Annotated in this window: 15 protein-coding genes; 9 read left to right on the top strand and 6 right to left on the bottom strand. The window is 43.5% G+C overall.

The features are described from left to right. Window positions 1–120: 120 nt before the first annotated feature. A complete protein-coding gene (locus M2444_RS16155) occupies window positions 121–1077 on the bottom strand; it encodes an ArsR/SmtB family transcription factor (RefSeq protein ID WP_094871572.1) in 957 nt (318 codons plus the stop codon). A gap of 326 nt (window positions 1078–1403) precedes the next feature. On the opposite strand from M2444_RS16155, the gene M2444_RS16150 reads away from it, so the two are divergent. Both M2444_RS16150 and M2444_RS16145 read left to right on the top strand, forming a co-directional pair. Then, complete coding sequence (locus tag M2444_RS16150) at window positions 1404–2669, top strand: glycoside hydrolase family 27 protein (protein WP_373455825.1); 1266 nt, start codon at window positions 1404–1406, stop codon at window positions 2667–2669. Window positions 2670–2681: 12 nt separating this feature from the next. After that, window positions 2682–3641 (top strand): glycoside hydrolase family 43 protein, encoded by a 960-nt coding sequence (locus tag M2444_RS16145; protein WP_280787458.1) that lies wholly within the window; start codon window positions 2682–2684, stop codon window positions 3639–3641. An 87-nt stretch (window positions 3642–3728) separates the two neighbouring features. On the opposite strand, the gene M2444_RS16140 is transcribed toward M2444_RS16145, so the two are convergent. Beyond that, window positions 3729–4256: a hypothetical protein gene (locus tag M2444_RS16140; protein ID WP_094871576.1), complete on the bottom strand. Its 528-nt coding sequence runs from the start codon at window positions 4254–4256 to the stop codon at window positions 3729–3731. Window positions 4257–4491: 235 nt separating this feature from the next. Here M2444_RS16140 and M2444_RS16135 point away from each other — a divergent pair, with 235 nt between their 5' ends. Continuing rightward, entirely contained in the window at window positions 4492–7167 is a 2676-nt protein-coding gene (locus tag M2444_RS16135; RefSeq protein WP_280787457.1) for a YhgE/Pip domain-containing protein, read from the top strand. Between the two features lie 60 nt (window positions 7168–7227). Here M2444_RS16135 and M2444_RS16130 read toward each other — a convergent pair whose 3' ends face one another. After that, window positions 7228–8202, bottom strand: coding sequence for an aldo/keto reductase family protein (locus tag M2444_RS16130; protein WP_280787456.1), 975 nt, complete (start codon window positions 8200–8202; stop codon window positions 7228–7230). A gap of 109 nt (window positions 8203–8311) precedes the next feature. Between M2444_RS16130 and M2444_RS16125 the strand changes: the two genes are divergently transcribed. Continuing rightward, window positions 8312–8980, top strand: coding sequence for an SGNH/GDSL hydrolase family protein (locus M2444_RS16125; RefSeq protein ID WP_280787455.1), 669 nt, complete (start codon window positions 8312–8314; stop codon window positions 8978–8980). 43 nt (window positions 8981–9023) lie between these two features. Here the strand turns inward: M2444_RS16125 and M2444_RS16120 are convergent, their stop codons facing one another. Beyond that, window positions 9024–9794, bottom strand: a complete 771-nt coding sequence (locus M2444_RS16120) for a DeoR/GlpR family DNA-binding transcription regulator (RefSeq protein ID WP_042125399.1) — start codon at window positions 9792–9794, stop codon at window positions 9024–9026. Window positions 9795–10038: 244 nt separating this feature from the next. Between M2444_RS16120 and M2444_RS16115 the strand changes: the two genes are divergently transcribed. Genes M2444_RS16115 through M2444_RS16100 form a run of 4 tightly spaced genes read left to right on the top strand, consistent with a single transcriptional unit; the run spans window position 10039 to window position 14391 of the window. After that, the gene (locus tag M2444_RS16115; RefSeq protein WP_094876845.1) at window positions 10039–11805 is read left to right on the top strand and encodes an L-fucose isomerase; all 1767 of its coding nucleotides are present in this window, start codon (window positions 10039–10041) and stop codon (window positions 11803–11805) included. A 30-nt stretch (window positions 11806–11835) separates the two neighbouring features. Beyond that, complete coding sequence (locus M2444_RS16110) at window positions 11836–13281, top strand: rhamnulokinase (protein WP_280787454.1); 1446 nt, start codon at window positions 11836–11838, stop codon at window positions 13279–13281. Between the two features lie 18 nt (window positions 13282–13299). Next, window positions 13300–13950, top strand: a complete 651-nt coding sequence (locus M2444_RS16105) for a class II aldolase/adducin family protein (protein WP_076298138.1) — start codon at window positions 13300–13302, stop codon at window positions 13948–13950. Between the two features lie 12 nt (window positions 13951–13962). Further along, on the top strand, window positions 13963–14391 hold the full coding sequence (locus M2444_RS16100; protein ID WP_094876847.1) for an RbsD/FucU family protein: 429 nt from the start codon (window positions 13963–13965) through the stop codon (window positions 14389–14391). 3 nt (window positions 14392–14394) lie between these two features. Here M2444_RS16100 and M2444_RS16095 read toward each other — a convergent pair whose 3' ends face one another. Continuing rightward, window positions 14395–15225 (bottom strand): helix-turn-helix transcriptional regulator, encoded by an 831-nt coding sequence (locus M2444_RS16095; protein ID WP_280787453.1) that lies wholly within the window; start codon window positions 15223–15225, stop codon window positions 14395–14397. Window positions 15226–15370: 145 nt separating this feature from the next. Here M2444_RS16095 and M2444_RS16090 point away from each other — a divergent pair, with 145 nt between their 5' ends. Beyond that, complete coding sequence (locus tag M2444_RS16090) at window positions 15371–16657, top strand: Gfo/Idh/MocA family protein (RefSeq protein WP_094876849.1); 1287 nt, start codon at window positions 15371–15373, stop codon at window positions 16655–16657. A 300-nt stretch (window positions 16658–16957) separates the two neighbouring features. Here M2444_RS16090 and M2444_RS16085 read toward each other — a convergent pair whose 3' ends face one another. Next, a complete protein-coding gene (locus M2444_RS16085) occupies window positions 16958–18220 on the bottom strand; it encodes a TraB/GumN family protein (protein WP_280787452.1) in 1263 nt (420 codons plus the stop codon). Window positions 18221–18382 lie beyond the last annotated feature (162 nt).

Here is an 18382-nt window from a genome sequence, read left to right as displayed (position 1 = left end):
ACTCCTTCTCGGTGGTTTGGGAGACAAGGTTATTATGAGTCAAACCCAAAAAAATATACGAAGGTAAAAAAGACCGGAGAACAGAAATTTCTGCTTCTGCGGTCTTTTTGTTTAAATGGTTTACTCTGATAAGGTAACAGCAGTACGAGAAGCGCCAATTTCAACTTCATGAACATCATATAGTACACGCGCCAGCAAGTCCTGGCTATAGTTGCCGAAATGTTTGCCGTAAATGGTGAGTCCGCGTTTGTTTACAGGCTTGTCCGTTACAGCTATCCGGAAAGTAAGCTCGCTCTTGTAATCAAGCTGGATATCATCCAGGGTCACGTCAGAAATCCGGCAGCCGTCAATAAAGCTGCCTTCATTATTAATACGGATCAGTTTGAGCATACCATATTGGTTTAAATGTGGAGGCCACCAGTCTGGATTAAACGTTCCACGGGTGTCTCCGAAATCTCCAGGACTAGTCCAGTAGCCGATTTCAATTCCATTTAAGTAAAAATAAAGATCGGAAGGGTAGTTATCGTTAGATCCTGGGGCCTCAGAGCCAATCTCCATCGAGAATTGGATTTCACGGAACGTTTGATTAGCTTTAAGATAGTTCGGAACTCTATATTCGAGAAAACCTTCGCCCATCCATATGATCTCAGCTTCAATCCGTTGGGGGTCTGCAAAATAACGCGGCTCATCAAAATCCCCGATTATGCTGTCTTTGGTAGCAAGTCCGCAGGTCGGAACAGCCTGATAGTTGCTATAATGTCCTACTTGGATTTCTACTTCGTAGAGATTATCAACATCCTTGCTGCGAAGATCAACAATAAGCTTATCCTTATTTAAATAGCAGACCTTCTGAATACCGTGTTTACCCACGGATGTGTTTATCTCGATGAGACCGCTTTCTTCTAGCTTTTTAATATGCATCGTGATTGCGCCATTGCTGAGATTCAGCTTCTTGGCAATTTCATTCAGATTCAGTGCTTGATTGGTAGCTAAAAGTTCGAGTATGAGGATTCTGATTTCAGAACTAAGCGCCTTGAATATTTCAAGACCACTCATTAAATCTTTAATATAGATCATTTTATCAATACCTTCTTCCAAATGGTCATAAATGAATACTGTTTTATGAAATTATAAACTAATATAGCATATAAATAAAGCATCCTTCCTTATTTTGTAGAATGATAAAAATAAGGGAGTTTTTTTCCTGTTTTTGCATCTAATCTAATTTAATTTAAAAATTAATGAAACTAATTTACAAAAAGAGATGATTTTACACCGTAATCCTGTTACTTTAACTATTTATTTTATAAAAGTATTAAAAGGTTTAAATAAATATATTTACAAGTCTTTTTGTCTATGCTATTTTTAAACTGAAAGTCTTAGAAAAGGACGTGAAAATCATTATGTTAGCTGCAACGCCCCCGATGGGCTGGAATAGCTGGGACTGTTACGGAGCTAGTGTTAATGAAGAAGAGGTAAGAGGCAACGCTGAATATATGGCTGCTTATTTGAAGGAATTCGGCTGGGAATATGTTGTTGTGGATATTCAGTGGTATGAGCCTGGAGCGAACTCTTCGCAATATCGTAACTTTGTACCGCTGGTCATGGACGAGTATTCCAGACTTCAACCGGCAGAAAATCGTTTTCCTTCCGCTAAGGGAGGCAGAGGTTTTGCTCCACTTGCTGAATATGTGCATGGATTAGGGTTGAAATTTGGCATACATATTATGCGTGGAATTCCTCGTCAGGCCGTTCATGCTGGCAGTGCCATTCTAGGATCTAAGCAAACTGCACGTGATATCGCTCATCCCAATTCTATTTGTCCATGGAATACAGATATGTATGGAGTAGATGCTTCTAAAGAAGGCAGTCAGGCTTATTATGATTCGCTCTTTCAGCTGTATGCCAGTTGGGGCGTTGATTATGTGAAAGTAGATGATATTGCCGCTTCACGTATTTATGGATACCACAAAGACGAAGTTGCCATGATCCGTAAGGCTATCGACCGCTGTGGTCGCGAAATGGTGCTTAGTCTTTCCCCTGGACCTGCTCCAGTGGAAGATGCGAAACACTTAGCTGATCACGCAAACCTGTGGAGAATGACTGACGATTATTGGGATCATTGGCATTTGCTACGCGGAATGTTCGAGCGCTGTGAGAAGTGGGCTTCCTACGTTCAGCCAGGCCATTGGCCGGATTGTGATATGCTGCCGCTAGGTCATCTTGGAATTCGTTCTGTTGATGGCGGGGGAGACAGATTTACAAGGTTTACTCCTGACGAACAGGTTACCATGATGACACTCTGGGCTATTTTCCGTTCGCCTTTAATGTTCGGAGGGGAGCTTAGAGACAATGATGAGTGGACTTTATCTTTGTTAACCAATAAGGAAGTGCTTCATCTGCATCATTTTGGTAAGGGTGGTAGACAGGTAGAGCGGAATGAAGAGTATGCGATCTGGACTTCTGAGGATGAGCAAGGTAACCATTATGTAGCGTTGTTCAATCTCAGTGATGAAGAGTCGACGCTTCAAATATCGTTTCAGCAGCTTCATGTTTCCATTCCAAGCACGATCCGTGATCTATGGCTAGGCCGTGACCTGGAGGTTGTTAATGAAGGGGTTAAGCAGCTTCTTCCACCGCATGGTTCTGCATTGTTAAAGCTTTTATAGAGGAGAGAGATTATGGATACGAGTAGAGCGTACAACAACCCATTGGTGGAGCAACGTGCTGATCCATGGGTATATAAACATACGGATGGCTATTACTATTTCACAGCTTCTGTTCCAGAATACGACCGGATCGAAGTAAGAAGATCGACAACCATCGAAGGATTAACTACTGCAGAACCAGTTGTAGCTTGGCGCAAGTATGAGACGGGGCCACTTAGTGCTAACATTTGGGCGCCGGAAATTCATTACATAGACGGGAAATGGTACATTTACTTTGCCGCAGCACGGACTACGGAGACGACGGATGGTTTGTTCGATCACCGGATGTTTGCGCTCGAGAATGCATCTGCTAATCCCTTAGAAGGAACATGGGTAGAAAAAGGTCAAGTGAAGACCGCTTGGGAATCGTTCGCTTTGGATGCGACCACGTTTCAGCATAAAGGAAAACTGTACTATGTATGGGCTCAGAAGGATCTGAATATTGAGGGGAATTCTAATCTGTATATCTCTGAAATGAGCAATCCGTGGACACTCACAGGTCCTCAGACTATGATTGCTACGCCTGAACATGACTGGGAAGTTATTGGGTACAAAGTCAATGAAGGTGCAGCAGTATTGAAACGTAATGGTCGTATCTTTATCAGCTTCTCGGCTAGTGCTACAGACTACAATTATTGTATGGGACTATTAGTTGCGGATGAAGACAGTGAACTTCTGGAGGCCGATTCATGGACTAAACTACCCAATCCTGTATTTCAAACGAATGAAGAAAATGGACAATTCGGTCCTGGCCACAATAGCTTTACGGTCAATGAAAATGGGGAAGATGTGCTCATCTACCACTGCCGCAATTATAAAGAAATTACTGGCGATCCTCTTTATGATCCAAACCGTCATACTCGTGCTCAGGTCTTCCATTGGAATGAAGATGGCACGCCGAATTTTGGAGTTCCTGTTAAGGATGCGCAATAAATCTGTTTTGTAAAAAAAGAGAGTTACCCATAAGCCACGTTAAAGGCCGCTGGGTAACCCTCTTTTTCATTTGTTACATGTTGCTGCTTAAGGTATATATTGTTGCACGATGGAAGTGATTACGCCGTCCTGAATCGTAAGGTGATAAGGGAATTGGCTTAGATCGAAAATATCCGTCTTATTAAATTGATCGATAAATTGCTGTAAGGTAATGGCTTCGTTCCACTGAATGTCTAAGTCCTCAATGTTACCAGTGTGATCAAAGATCTGCATGGTGACTGTTGCGTTATCAGCGATCGGATAGGTTGTCAGTGTATCAACATCATTAACAACATAATATCCGTCTGGAGCTCCGCCAATTTCTGCTGCACCTTCCGGGTCTCTTTCAGCAAAGACTCGGTCAGCATCAGCACCCTGATACCAGTTTATTTCATCGGCTGTAATGGAAAGCTTGCCATTCTCGGATTGAATAGTATGAATATATACCGTCTGTTGCTGAGTCTTGCCACTATCTTGCGCATCTACTCGTGTTCCAACGGTACTAGCAGTAGTAATTAGGGAAAGAAACAATAGAACAACAACCGGTAACACATACGCTGACTTTTTCTTAAACATTAGAAATCTCCCCCTTGAGATATGTAAAAAGGTTGTATATAGCTTATTACCCGCTATGTTTTTTCCTAAACGGGCTATATACTTCTATTACGTTAAACGGGCAGGTTTTGTTGCAATTTTTTTAAAAAATTTCTGAAAAAAGATGCCAGTCGTGAATCCACTGAAAATGATAGTAAAAGTTTGTCTCCTCGGGCATATTAAAATGTCAAAACATACAGATTAGGGGGAGCAACGAATGGGTGGAATACTACGGATTTATAGGAACGACTGGCGCAACGTATTTAAGGTTCCTGTGGCCGTGTTCCTGATCGCTGCCTTGGTAGTATTACCTTCTGTATATGATTGGTTTAATGTTGCAGCAGTATGGGATCCCTACAGTAACACCTCTGGCATTAAGATTGCTGTAACCAGTCTGGATGAAGGAACCGCTGTGAAGGATAAGAGCTTCAATATCGGCAATGACGTCTTGGAAAGCCTTCGGAATAATAAAAACTTAGGCTGGACCTTCGTAGATGCAGAAGCTGCGCATAACGGCGTGAAACGTGGAGACTATTATGCCAGTATTGTTATCCCTGCTGATTTCTCAAAGCGTATGACGGGAATCCTTGAAGGCAGGATCGTGAAACCAGAAATTGAATACACCGTCAATGAGAAGATAAATGCGATTGCTCCAAAAATCACGGATAAAGGCGCCTCTTCAATCACTACGCAAATCAGTGAGAATTTTACGGAAACGATTAGCGAAACGGTATTTACTGCTTTAAAGGAAATTGATGCAAAGTTCCAATCGGAACTGCCTATTATACGCAAGGTAGAAAAAGGTTTGTTTAAACTAGAGGCAAGTCTTCCTGAGATTGAAACGGCAGGCCAAAGTGTATTGAAAATTGAGGAGAATTGGCCACAAATTCATGCATCAGCAGAGCGTATCTCTAAACTGGAGAACAAACTGCCTGAGGTAGAGAAGGCGGGCCTAGCTTTAGAAAAAATAGCTGAACATTGGCCGCAAATTGCCGATGCTGCAGATCATTTAGACGCACTGCAGGATAAGCTGCCCAAAATTGAACAAGCCGCACAGCTAATCGTTCAACTCGATAATCATTTTGGCGAAGTTGAACAAATCATGGATAAGGCGGCTGAAGGTCTTGCTGGAGCCAACAAGATTGTTAACACTGCCCTAACTGCGTTACCTAAGGCCGACAAGATTGCAGCCGCTGGAAATGATTTTGTTCTGGAGCTTCAGCAATTCTTAGAGAAGAGTAATGCTGCATTTGAGGCAGTACCTGCCGCCCTCAAACAAAATATATACCTCCTGCAAAAAACGGAGAATACAGTAGTTCAACTTGTTGAACAGTTGCAGGGAAAGGATATTGACCCGCAAGCGGTGAGCGAGCAACTTGAGTTAGTATCCGCTCACTTAGCATCGGGAAGTAGCGTAATTGATCATACGCTTTCTTTGTTATCGGCACTGAATACATTCTCCCCAGGAACAGTGCCTAATGCGGAGATCAGCATTTTAAAGGATGTAAACCATGCCTTGAGCAGACAGACTACATTGGTAAATTCCTTGGCAACGGATCTTCAAAAGGATGGTCAGCCTGATCCGAGTAATGTTGAGCAATTGGGCCTTAAATCTGATGAAGGGAACGCAGCCGTTGCTATGCTTATTTCCAGATATGAAACGGCAACTATTCCTGCTATAAAAAATACATTAGAGCAATTAACTACGGCTGCTGAGACTACAGCTACAGCACTGGAGCAGGTTCCAGATCGTCTATCTGCGCTGGGTACCCTACTTGAAGAAACCGTGTCAGCGATTGAATTCGGACAATCGAGCTTGGCTAGTCTACAGCAGGACTTACCAGCGATTCGTGAAGCGGTACATACAGCAGCCAGTGGTGTCGCAGATAAGACACAGAACTTTGGTGCTTTCATTCGCGATACACTTCCACTTATTCAGAGCAGCTTGCCTGCCGCAGGGGAGAAGATACAACAAGCCGCAAATTTCGTCCGTCAGGATCTGCCGGCTGTAGAGGAACGCGTGCATCAGATTTCTGATCTGATTCGTACAGGCCTCCCCCGTGCGGATAAGGGGGTGGCGGTCGCAGCGGACTTGGTGCGAAATGATCTTCCAATCCTGGAAGATTCGATTCGTAAAGCAGCAGCTACCATCCGTCAGATCAAAGATGAAGTGGATCTGGGAGAAATTGCTGAGCTGCTCGGAGGGGATATTAAGAGCAAGAGTGATTTTTTGGCCAATCCGGTAGTGTTAAAAGAGAATAAGTTATATCCTATTCCGAACTATGGGTCGGCTATGACTCCTTTTTATGTTGTACTTTCTTTATGGGTGGGCGGTACACTTCTTATCTCACTTCTTCGTACGGGGGTGGATGCGGAGGGGATTGTGTACAAGCGATATCAATTGTATTTTGGACGACTGCTGACGTTTCTTACGGTTGGGATTCTTCAAGCGCTGGTGGCTGTACTTGGCAATATTTTTATTCTGAAATGTTATGTGGTGGATAAGGTGTGGTTTGTCCTTTTTGCAGTATTGATTAGTATCGTATTCGTGATGATTGTATTTACGCTGGTCTCCGTATTCGGCAATGTAGGGAAGGGGATAGCGATCGTATTTATGGTACTTCAATTCTCAAGCTCTGGCGGTACGTTTCCAATCAGTACAACAGGGCATTTCTTTCAGATGTTGAATCCGTTTATGCCTTTTACTTATGCGATTAGTCTAATGCGGGAAGCGGTAGGGGGGATTCTGCCGGAAGTGGCGATTCGCGATTGTCTTTATTTGATCCTATTCGGTGTACTAGCACTCTTATTGGCGCTAACACTCAAGAAGCCGCTGGAGCGTTATATCGATAAGGCGGCTGAGAAAGCCGAAGAATCCAAATTGATCTCCTAAGGGAAAAAAGAGGTTGTACCTAAGCCAATTGCTATGGCTTTTGGTACAACCCCTTTTGGATTATCTTGCTGGAGCGAAGTCGGCTACTGGCTTTAGAATCTCTTCAATTCTCTCCAAAGTATCTAGGGATAAAACGGCATCAACAGCTTTGGCGTTCTCTTCCACCTGCGCTGGCTTACTGGCTCCAATAATTGCAGAACTTACACCAGGTTGCCGTAGGGTCCAAGCTAACGCTAGTTGCGACAGCTTCAAATCAAGGCTGTTAGCTAGTTCATCCAGTTGTCCGACAACAGTCAGTACATCATCGCGGAAGTAGCTGCGAATGACCCCGTTTACCGAATCATCTGCTGCGCGGGTTCCTTCTGGAGGCTGTTGACCAGGTTTGTATTTACCGGTCAGAATTCCTTGAGCGAGTGGAGAAAAGACTACTTGACCAAGACCCTCGCGCTGAGATACCTCAAGCACCTCATTTTCAATGTACCGCTCAAACATGTTGTAGATGGGCTGATTAGAAATAAGTGAGCGCAGATTTAGTCTACGTGAAATACCGGCGGCATCAGAAATCTGGGCTGCGCTCCATTCGCTTACTGCAGAATATAGAATTTTTCCTTGTGCAGTTAAGTCGTCAAGCGCGCGCAAGGTTTCCTCTACAGGCGTCTCTCTGTCGAAGCGATGGCAAAAATAAACATCAATATAATCGGTTCCTAAGCGGCGAAGGCTAGCTTCACACTGCTCCATAATGTGCTTGCGAGATAAACCGCGATTATTTACATCGTCTCCCATGGGGAAGAACACCTTGGTACTAAGCACATAAGATGATCTTTCATAAGCGCGAAGAGCAGCACCCATTGCTTTTTCACCTTCACCTCGGTTATAGGCATTAGCTGTATCAAAGAAATTGATACCGCATTCAAAAGCTTTGCTGATGCAGGCGTCTGCAGCCTTTTGCTCTGCTGCTGTTCCATATGTAAGCCAGCTGCCTAAGCCGATTTCACTGATTTTTAGTCCTGAATTGCCAAGTCTTCTGTATTTCATATTTCTCTTCCCTCCTTGAGTTGTATATGTTAACTTTACTTGTATCTTATGGAACATTCAACTTGAATGTTTCATGTAAAAGAAGAGATCAAGGAGATGAATCATAGTAATGACTAGTCCAACTTCTAAAGCTAAAAAAGTGATTTTATTTCAGGGTGATTCTATCACTGACGGGAACCGTGGTCGTGATGAAGATCCCAATCATATTCTGGGACATAGCTATGCATATATCATTGGTGGCAAGTTAGGTAATGAACGGGCTGAGCAGAATCTAGTATTCTATAACCGTGGGATAAGTGGGGATCGAATCTCCGATTTGTATGCACGCTGGAATGAGGATGCGATTTACCTTCGGCCGAATATCATCAGTATTTTGATTGGTGTTAATGATCTTTGGAGAACAATGAAAGGGGAACCAAGCGGTGTAACGGACCGTTTTGAACGTGCGTACCGTCACGTGCTTGAAGAAACTGGGGAAGTACTTCCGCAAACGAAGCTAGTCTTGTGTGAGCCTTTTATTCTGAATACCGGAGCTCCGGCAGAACAATGGGAAGAATGGGAAGCTAAAATTACGCATTACCAGAGCGTTGTTAAGCAGCTTGCAGAAGAGTTTAATGCAGTGTTTGTTCCTTTACAGGAAGCATTCGATGCAGCTGCTCGTAGAACAGATGCAGCCTACTGGCTGTGGGACGGCGTTCACCCGACAGCGGCCGGGCATGATCTGATTGCCGGGGAGTGGCTGAAGATCGTAGGGAAAAGCGGTCTTTTAAACGACTAGTGAAATAAAGGTTTCCCCTTATCTTAATTTATGCACCTACTGATTACTCAGCGGGTGCATAGATAAGAGAGATATGATAGTTGTTCAGAAATTCGATCCATTCCTCAGAAGGCTTCTCGTCTGTAACGATATAATCCACTCTATCGAAACTGAATAATTTAATGAACGCAGTCCTGTCGAACTTAGAGTGATCTGCGAGCAGAATTACTTTATTCGCCTGCTGTTGCATAAGAATCTTCAATTCACTTTCTTCTTCATTCGAATCGCTGAGCCCACCAGTCATAGACAACGCTTTACAGCTGAATATAGCTACGTCCACATTATATTTTTGAATAGTCTGCGAGGCGGTATGTCCAACGAAGGAGCTGGTCTCGGGCCCTAGTATTCCACCAGTGGAAATTAGCTTTTGCCCGGAGTGTTGAAATTCGGATAATACAACCAAAGAATTCGTAATAATCGTCAGATTGTTTTTCTCCTCTATAATTCTCCGTAAAGCCTCAAAAACGGTTGAGCTCGTATCCGTCACCAAGCTATCCCCATCATTAATTAATTGGAGAACATGATCAGCTATCGTACGTTTGGCCTCTATATTTACCTGATGCCTACTCACATAGGGAGGGTCCTCATTCGTGTGGGCATTAAGAATTGCACCGCCATAATTTTTCTTGGCAAGGCCTTCCTTGTCCAGTTTATCCAGATCCCGCCGAATGGTCTCTTCCGAGACATTGAATTTTTGCGCCAGCTGAGCGACATGGACTTTCTTTTGTCTATACAGCTCATTAATGATTAGATCCCGCCGTTCAAATGCTTTCATCCGTTCACTCACCTCTATCATCATCTACTTCATAGTTTACTACATTGTCATAAAAATCAAAATCAAAAAATAACCTCATACTCACATAATACCACAGTGTTATGTTATAAATACCACATAAAACCACATTATTTATCTATAAATATGTTGATTTATGTTGACTAAAGCGTTTCCATATTTTATGATGGAGGAGAAATCATTCCATTATCGATAAGATTAAAGATGATCTTGAGGAGGAACAGCAGTGATAGAAAACTATCCGAAAATTGGTATCCGTCCGACCATTGATGGCAGAAGAAGAGGGGTTCGCGAATCGCTAGAAGCTCAAACCATGGGTATGGCACAGCGGGTAGCTAAGTTTATTGAAGAGAACTTATTTTATCCAGATGGCCGCCCCGTGGAGTGTATCATTGCCGATACTACGATTGGTGGTGTTAAAGAAGCTGCGGCTGCGGCTCAGAAATTTGCCGGGGCTAATGTTGGCGTATCGATTACTGTGACCCCTTGCTGGTGTTATGGTTCTGAGACGATGGATATGGACGCCTCGATCCCGCATGCGGTTTGGGGATTTAACGGAACGGAACGCCCAGGCGCCGTCTATCTAGCTGCTGTTCTCTCTGCTTATGCACAAAAAGGAATTCCGGCGTTTGGTATCTATGGTGAGGATGTTCAGGAGTCTGGCAGTGAGGAGATTCCAGCGGATGTGCAGACGAAATTGCTACAGTTCGCTAAAGCAGGGATGGCAGTTGCTCAAATGAGAGGGAAGTCCTATTTATCTATGGGTTCTGTTTCGATGGGGATTGCTGGATCGATTGTGAATGAACAGTTCTTCCAAGAGTATCTGGGGATGCGCAATGAATATATAGATATGTCAGAATATGTACGCCGCTTTGAAGAGGAGATTTATGATAAAGAGGAATATAAACGAGCCCTCGCGTGGACTAAAGAAAACTGCCAAGTTGGTGCCGATAATAATCCGAAGCATCTGCAAATAAGTGATGATGAGAAAGAGAAGCAGTGGGAGACTTGTGTGAAAATGACATTGATCGCCCGGGATCTGATGATCGGTAATCCTGTTCTCGCTGAGCTGGGCTTTGAGGAAGAGGCCAATGGTCATCATGCGATTGTTGGTGGCTTCCAAGGGCAACGCCAATGGACCGATCATTTTCCTAACGGAGATTTTATGGAGACAATTCTGAACTCCTCTTTTGACTGGAACGGCAAACGTAACCCTTATATCGTAGCAACAGAGAATGATAGCCTGAACGGAGTAACAATGCTGTTCAATTATCTGCTGACGAATACTGCACAAATCTTTGCGGATGTCCGCACCTTTTGGAGTCCAGATGCTGTTAAGCGTGTAACAGGTCATCAATTGCAAGGTGAGGCAGCACACGGAATACTACACTTGATCAACTCGGGTTCGGCTGCTCTTGATGGTACGGGTGAACAGACGATAGACGGCAAACCTGCGATTAAACCTTTTTGGGAAATTACAGAGGATGAGGTAGAAGCTTGTTTAAGCCATACACAATTCCGCCCGGCTTCTCAAGAATATTTCCGTGGGGGCGGCTTTTCTACGAATTATTTAACCAAAGGCGGGATGCCAGTTACCATGGCACGTTTGAACTTGGTAAAAGGACTTGGGCCTGTTCTTCAGCTTGTAGAAGGTTATACCGTAGAGCTGCCTGAGGATGTTCACCATACACTGGATCAAAGAACAGACCCAACTTGGCCAACGACCTGGTTTGCACCTAAGCTAACTAATAGTGGTTCATTCCAATCTGTTTATGATGTCATGGATAATTGGGGCGCAAATCATGGGGCGATTAGTTATGGGCATATTGGAGCGGATTTGATTACACTGGCGTCCATTTTACGCATTCCAGTCAGCATGCATAACGTTGAGGAATCACGTATTTTTAGACCACGGGTATGGTCATTATTTGGCACTGAAGATCTAGAGGGAGCCGATTACAGAGCCTGTCAGAACTTTGGACCTCTCTATTAAAATCTTCCTGTGAAGCAGGTGTGGTGAACAATGGGTGATACGATTAAACTTCTAGCCATAGATCTCGGCGCCAGCTCCGGAAGAGTGATGCTGGGGATATATGACGGTGAAAAGCTGAAAATGGAAGAAATTCATCGGTTTGAGAATACGCCGGTACAGGTTAACGGGCATTTATATTGGGATACGCTAAGGCTCTTCCACGAAATGAAGCAAGGGGTTCAAAAAGCCTTTAGGCAACATGGAGAACTGACGTCTTTAAGTGTGGATACATGGGGCGTCGACTACGGTTTTATCGATAAGAATGGAATGCTGCTCTATTCCCCACATCATTATAGGGATCGGAGGATGGAGGTTCACCGTCTCAAATTGGAAGCGTTACTGTCACCGGCAGAGCAGTTCCGTATGACCGGTATTCAACCAAGTGTGATTAATACAGTCTATCAGTTGTTCTCTGACTTTCAGGATAATGATTCTGTTAGGGAGACTGCGGACACTATTTTAATGATGCCAGATCTATTTCATTATCTATTTTCTGGTATAAAAGCAGCAGAACGCACGATCTGGAGTACAAGCGGCTTAATGGATGCTGTTACGGGAGAACTCTCCTCTGAATTATTTAGCAGGCTGGGGATTCCGAGTCATCTAGTTCCACATAAGGTTCATGCGGGAACAGTTATTGGATCAATTCTTCCGGTTATTCAAGAGGAGCTTAATATAGGCCCGATGAAAGTGATTGCCGGCGCTTCACATGATACGGCTTCAGCAGTGGCTTCGATTCCGTATACTCGTAAGGATGAAGCTGCATTTTTAAGCTGTGGTACGTGGTCGTTGGTGGGGATGGAGACGCCTGAGCCGGTCATTTCAGAGAAAAGCTATGAATATGGTTTCACAAATGAACGTTGCTACGGTAATTCTAATCGTTTGCTAAAAAACACAACGGGACTATGGATTCTACAGGAGCTCCAAAGGAATTGGGCAAAAGCAGGAGAGAATCTTAGTCAAAGTGAAATGGTTGAATTAGCTAAAACGATTGATCAAGCGCCAGCGATCATTGACCCGAATGACCAGCTTTTCAGCACACCTGGTGTGATGATGCAGCGGATTCAGGAATATTGTGAGCGAACGGGGCAACAGTCGCCTAATACGAAAGCTGAATTTATACGCGTTATCCTTGAGAGCCTTGCGCAATCATACTGTAGAACGATTGAAGAAATGGAAGAGATCACCGGCAAGACAATCACTATCATTCATATGGTTGGCGGTGGGATTCAAAATGAGCTATTATGCCAGCTCACCGCTGATGCTACGGGTAGAGAGGTCGTTGCAGGGCCAGTGGAGGCCAGTGGAATTGGCAATATCATTGTCCAGCTGGCTGCCCTGGGGAAATTGGAGGTTTCTAAGGCGAAAGAGTTCGTGGCACGATCTTTTACCTTTAAGACATACCAGCCTTCTTTGGTGAAGAACTCTAAAAAATAGGATATGAGGAGAGAACTTATGGATAACTTGGAACAAAAACTACGTTCGCAGATTTGTGATATTGGCAGAAATTTGTTTAATAAAGATTTCATTGCCGCCAATGATGGGAATATTTCAGCACGGTTATCAGAGAATGAAATTCTCACTACCCCCAGAGCCGTAAGCAAGGGATATTTAGAGCCACATATGATTGTAAAAGTAAACCTGCAAGGGGAAGTTCTTGAAGCGGCGGAAGGATACAGACCTTCAACGGAAACCAAAATGCATTTGAGAATTTATAATGAGCTACCTGAGATGAATGGTGTGGTTCATGCACATCCCCCGTATGCTACCGCTTTTGCCATTAAAGGTGAGGCGCTCGATAAAATGATGATGCCAGAGTCGGTTATCATGATCGGGGATATTCCTTTGGCGGAATACGGAACACCTTCAACAGAAGAAATCCCGGACTCACTGATGCCTTTCCTTGGCAAAAAAACAGCAGTCCTGCTCGAAAATCACGGAGCACTTACTTGGGGAACGGATGTTATGGAGGCTTATCTGAATATGGAGAGACTCGAATATACAGCCAAGATTACCTTTATTACACGTATGATTGACGGGGAGAGAGAACTGCCACAGCATCGGATCGATGAGCTGGTTGCTTTGAGATCTTTTTATGGGAAGTAATGAGGTGCTTGGATGTTGAAAAAAATTCCTAAGCTACTCTCTCCGGAACTGGTACGAGTGATGATGGAGATGGGTCATGGTGATGAGCTTGTACTGGCAGATGCTAATTATCCAGGACACTCCTTAAACTCAAAAGTACTAAGATATGATGGCATTGGAATACCTGATCTTTTGGATGCAATATTGGAACTGCTGCCCCTAGATCATTATGTGGAGCATCAGGTGGCGTTTATGGCTGTGGTTGAGGGAGATCCTACGGTGCCGGTGATCTGGTCCACGTACGAGTCGATAATCGCCAAACATGACGCTGAAGCGACGATTAAATATGAGAAGCGGTTTGATTTCTACAATCGTTCTAAGCAAAGCTACACTATTGTAGTCACAGGTGAAGAAGCACTTTATGGAAATATTATTATCAAAAAAGGTGTAATCAAGGCCTGATGATCAGCGATTCTGCTTGCGGTATTGCAGAGGTGAGCATTTCGCGATTTGCTTAAACACCCGCCCAAAGTGGGCTATGCTGTCAAATCCTGTATTCTCAGCAATGGTAGTGACTTTAGTGTTAGTGCTCTGCAAGAGTCGCTGAGCTTCCTTGATCCGAATGTAGTTTAGATATTCCACAATGGTGAAGCCAGTGGTCTGTTTGAATAAACGGCAAAGATAAGTACTGCTGATGAAAAAAGTTTCGGATAGCTGCTCTAATGTAAGCTTTTCAACATAATGTGCCTGTAAATAATCGATCATTTCGTAGACTTTAAGCTGCTTCTCACTGCTCTCAGGAGCGATGGGCTCGCGGCTTATTTCTTGTACTCTGTTCATTTCAATAAATAACTGGATGAGCAGTGTCTGAAGATAGGGGACTTGCTGTGATCGATGTTCTTCTTGTTCTTTTAGCATGGAGAAGAGGATAGTTTCGATGGCTCCTTGTTCATGTACTCCGGGACGCAGAAGTAAGCTTTGTGTAGTTAAAAAAGAAGGAATACTTAGGTCGTAGTTTGCCAACGTTTTTTGCAGAAAGACCTCCTCAAAGTTAATCAATATTCGTTCATGGCGCGCTGAGCCCTTAGAAGTGGTGCGATGGAGTTCATTTTTGTTAATAAATATTAAATCACCTTTGCGTAAGGTATAAATCAGATTATTGATATAATAGCTGCGCTCACCTGCGAGTAAATAATAAATCTCATATGTTTCGTGATAATGGTCGGAATCCATGCTGAATGGACCGGCTCTTTTGATTTGCTCAATGAAAAATGGAGGTTCAAGCACCTGTTCCATTCTATATCCCCCCTTTCAGATAATGAAGCTAATATATGCAAAGTTTTCGTTATTTCTACTAATAATCGCTTAGATTTGGATGTATTTTATACTATAAACTATAAGAAGAAACGGCATCTAAATCAATAGCGATGGAGTGATCCTTGTGTCGAAGAAGAAATATGTATTCGTTGGTACTGGTGGCCGAGCGGAGTTCTTCTATGGTGAGATAACTACGAATTATCGTGAAACTTCAGAAATTGTAGGCTTTTGCGATGTGAATGGGACAAGAATGGATTATGCGAATCGATTACTGAAAGGGAAATATCATTATCATGCGGTTCCTACTTATAAAGCTCATGAGTTTGATCGTATGGTTGAAGAGACCAAGCCGGATGTGGTTATCGTTACGAGTATTGACCGCACACATCATCGTTACATTATCCGGGCGATGGAGCTTGGCTGTGATGTAATTTCAGAGAAACCGATGACGGTGGATGAAGAGAAATGCCAGGAAATTCTTGAAGCGGTTGAGCGGACGGGGAAAAAACTGCGTGTTACGTTCAATTACCGCTACGCCCCGCATAATACCAAAATCCGTGAATTGATCATGGATGGGGCGATTGGAGAAGTGTTATCCGTCAATTTTGAGTGGCTGCTAAATACGCAGCATGGGGCGGATTACTTCCGCAGATGGCATCGGGATAAACGGAACAGCGGAGGGTTGTTAGTTCATAAATCAACACATCATTTCGATTTGATGAATTTCTGGTTGGGCTCCCGTCCGGATACGATCTATGCCATGGGAGATTTAAGGTTCTATGGCAGAGAGAATGCGGAGAAGCGCGGGGTGACGGAGTTTTATCAGCGTGCCCATGGGAGTAGTGCAGCGGAAAATGATCCCTTTGCGCTTCATCTAAAAGACAACGAGCAGCTTAAGCAGATGTATCTGGATGCCGAGCATGAAGATGGGTACCTGCGAGATCAAAGTGTATTCGGTGATAATATCAGCATTGAGGATACGATGGCAGTCATGGTCAAATACAAAAACAAGACGATTATGAACTATTCACTTAATGCTTATTTGCCTTGGGAGGGCTTCATTGTAGTATTTAACGGGACGAAGGGGCGGATGGAAGTTAAGGTTGTTGAACAGTCCTATGTAAACGCCGGGGGGAAGAAAGAAGATGAAGGGGCACTAAAGGACAAGCAGATCACTGTATTCCCTCATTTTGCGCCGCCTTATGAAGTGGAAATTGAAGAAGGCGTTGGGGGACATGGGGGTGGAGATCCGGTCATGCTTCGTGATATTTTTGAACGACCTGTGGAGGATCGGTTTAATCGTGCAGCTTCCCATGTGGATGGGGCGTTGTCTATTATGACCGGGATTGCGGCTAATCGTTCGATCGCTACTGGACTGCCGGTGAAGGTGGATCAGTTAATCAAATGGTAGAAGGAAAAAGCTCAAAACCAAAATTAGTAGTAGCCTGTTTGTGAACAAACCGCTGTGGAGTGGAGGGTTCTTACGATCGCTGTTAAAGCCCAATTTCTGGATAGTAGAAAGATTAGTAGTTGAAATTGGTCTTTAAAGGCGAACACTGGCGTTTCTCCAGAATCCCTCCACCCCTCCGCTCTGTCTTCACGTCAATTTACTACTATTTTTAGATTGAGCTAAAAAAGTAAAAATAAAAGGCTGCCTCTAAAGTCATCGTAGATGACTAAGAGACAGCCTTATTTATTTTGGCTATAGAAATTATTGTTTGACGACGTTGAAACCGTCTTTTTGCAATTGAGTCACAATGCCATCATCACCCAGCATGTGTAGTGCACCAACAATGACAAGATAAGTCGCTTTTTTATCACTATTCAAATATTCTTTTACATGCTTCACCATGTTGGCATTCCGATCCGAAACGAGACCTTTATAGTATTCTGGCTCCTTAGCAACCGCTTGTGTCATAGCTACGAGTGATTGTTCATCCCCCTGCATCCACATTTGGGATAATGCATCCAACGAAGCCGTTGCTGCAGCATTGTCCGTTTGCTTGAGGCTATCGAGTGTATCGAGGAGAAGCTTTTCTTGCAATCCATCTGAGAATTGATTAAACATATTCAGCTGCAATTGCATATTTTCCAATTCAATGATAGGTTTATTCAGTTTGCCTGCCTTCTGTGTGAAATATAGGTCGATCCCCGTATCCGGTGTATAATCTGTTGTTTGCATTTGTAGGCTTGAGATCCCTTGAGTAACGACCCATGGCTTATAGGAATCGAATGCATTTCCTGCAAGACCATTCGCTTTCAGAACCGCAACAACTTTGTTATAGGTATCAGCGGATACGTGATCCTTGAGTTTGGTCCCATCTGTATAAGAACCTTTCTCCGCAAGGAACTTTTGCATCTCCGTTTGATCAACCTTTGTTAAGTCAACTTCAACCCCGAGATATTGAGATGCTTCAAAAGCAGCTTCAATTTCCGGGCGTAGCGGGTACATTTTGTCGTTAGCCACATGGATAGAGCCAAGTAGATAGACGGTATTACCGTTGTTCTCCACTTTCCATAAGAATCCGTTGCTACCAGCAGCCTCGTTATTAGCTACAAAGGTGATGGTGCGCTGCGCCGCACTCCATTCTACCTTATAGCCGATCGTTTCACCGATAAAGCGGACAGGAACATAGGTGACATTGTTGATGGTTTTAGGAGCCACCTCTAGTTTTTTCTTCTCCCCGTTTACCGTTGCTGTGGTGCTGCCGATAGTCAGTGAAAGGGCTAGTCCATTTTTGGTCCCCGTTACGGTTTGGGTCTTTTTATTCCAATTCATATTTACATTTAGCTTCTCTAGGAGTGGACGCATAGGAACCAAGGTCGTTCCTTTTTCAACAACTGGGTTAGAATTGCCTAACTTTACTTCTGTTCTATCAATCCACACACCGACAGGCTTTTCAGCCGCATGGGCAGTGGTAAAGACAGACATAACCATGAAAATGGATAAAAATAATGCACCTAGCTTTTTCATTAATAGGACACTCCGTTTCTAAAAAGAATGAAAGTTGTAAGTCACTTTTTGATTTTAACGTATTTTTCCATAAATAGTTATACGTTTTGTTACTATATTGATTTGATGCCTAGGATTGGAAAGCGAGCCTGTATCACTTTACTTCGTACAAAAGTCAAAATA

It is taken from the genome of Paenibacillus sp. PastF-3, from assembly GCF_029893135.1.
GTDB lineage: Bacteria > Bacillota > Bacilli > Paenibacillales > Paenibacillaceae > Paenibacillus_AQ > Paenibacillus_AQ nitricinens.
Note: the sequence above shows the minus strand (reverse complement) of the source record. Positions and strands in the feature narration are given on the sequence as shown.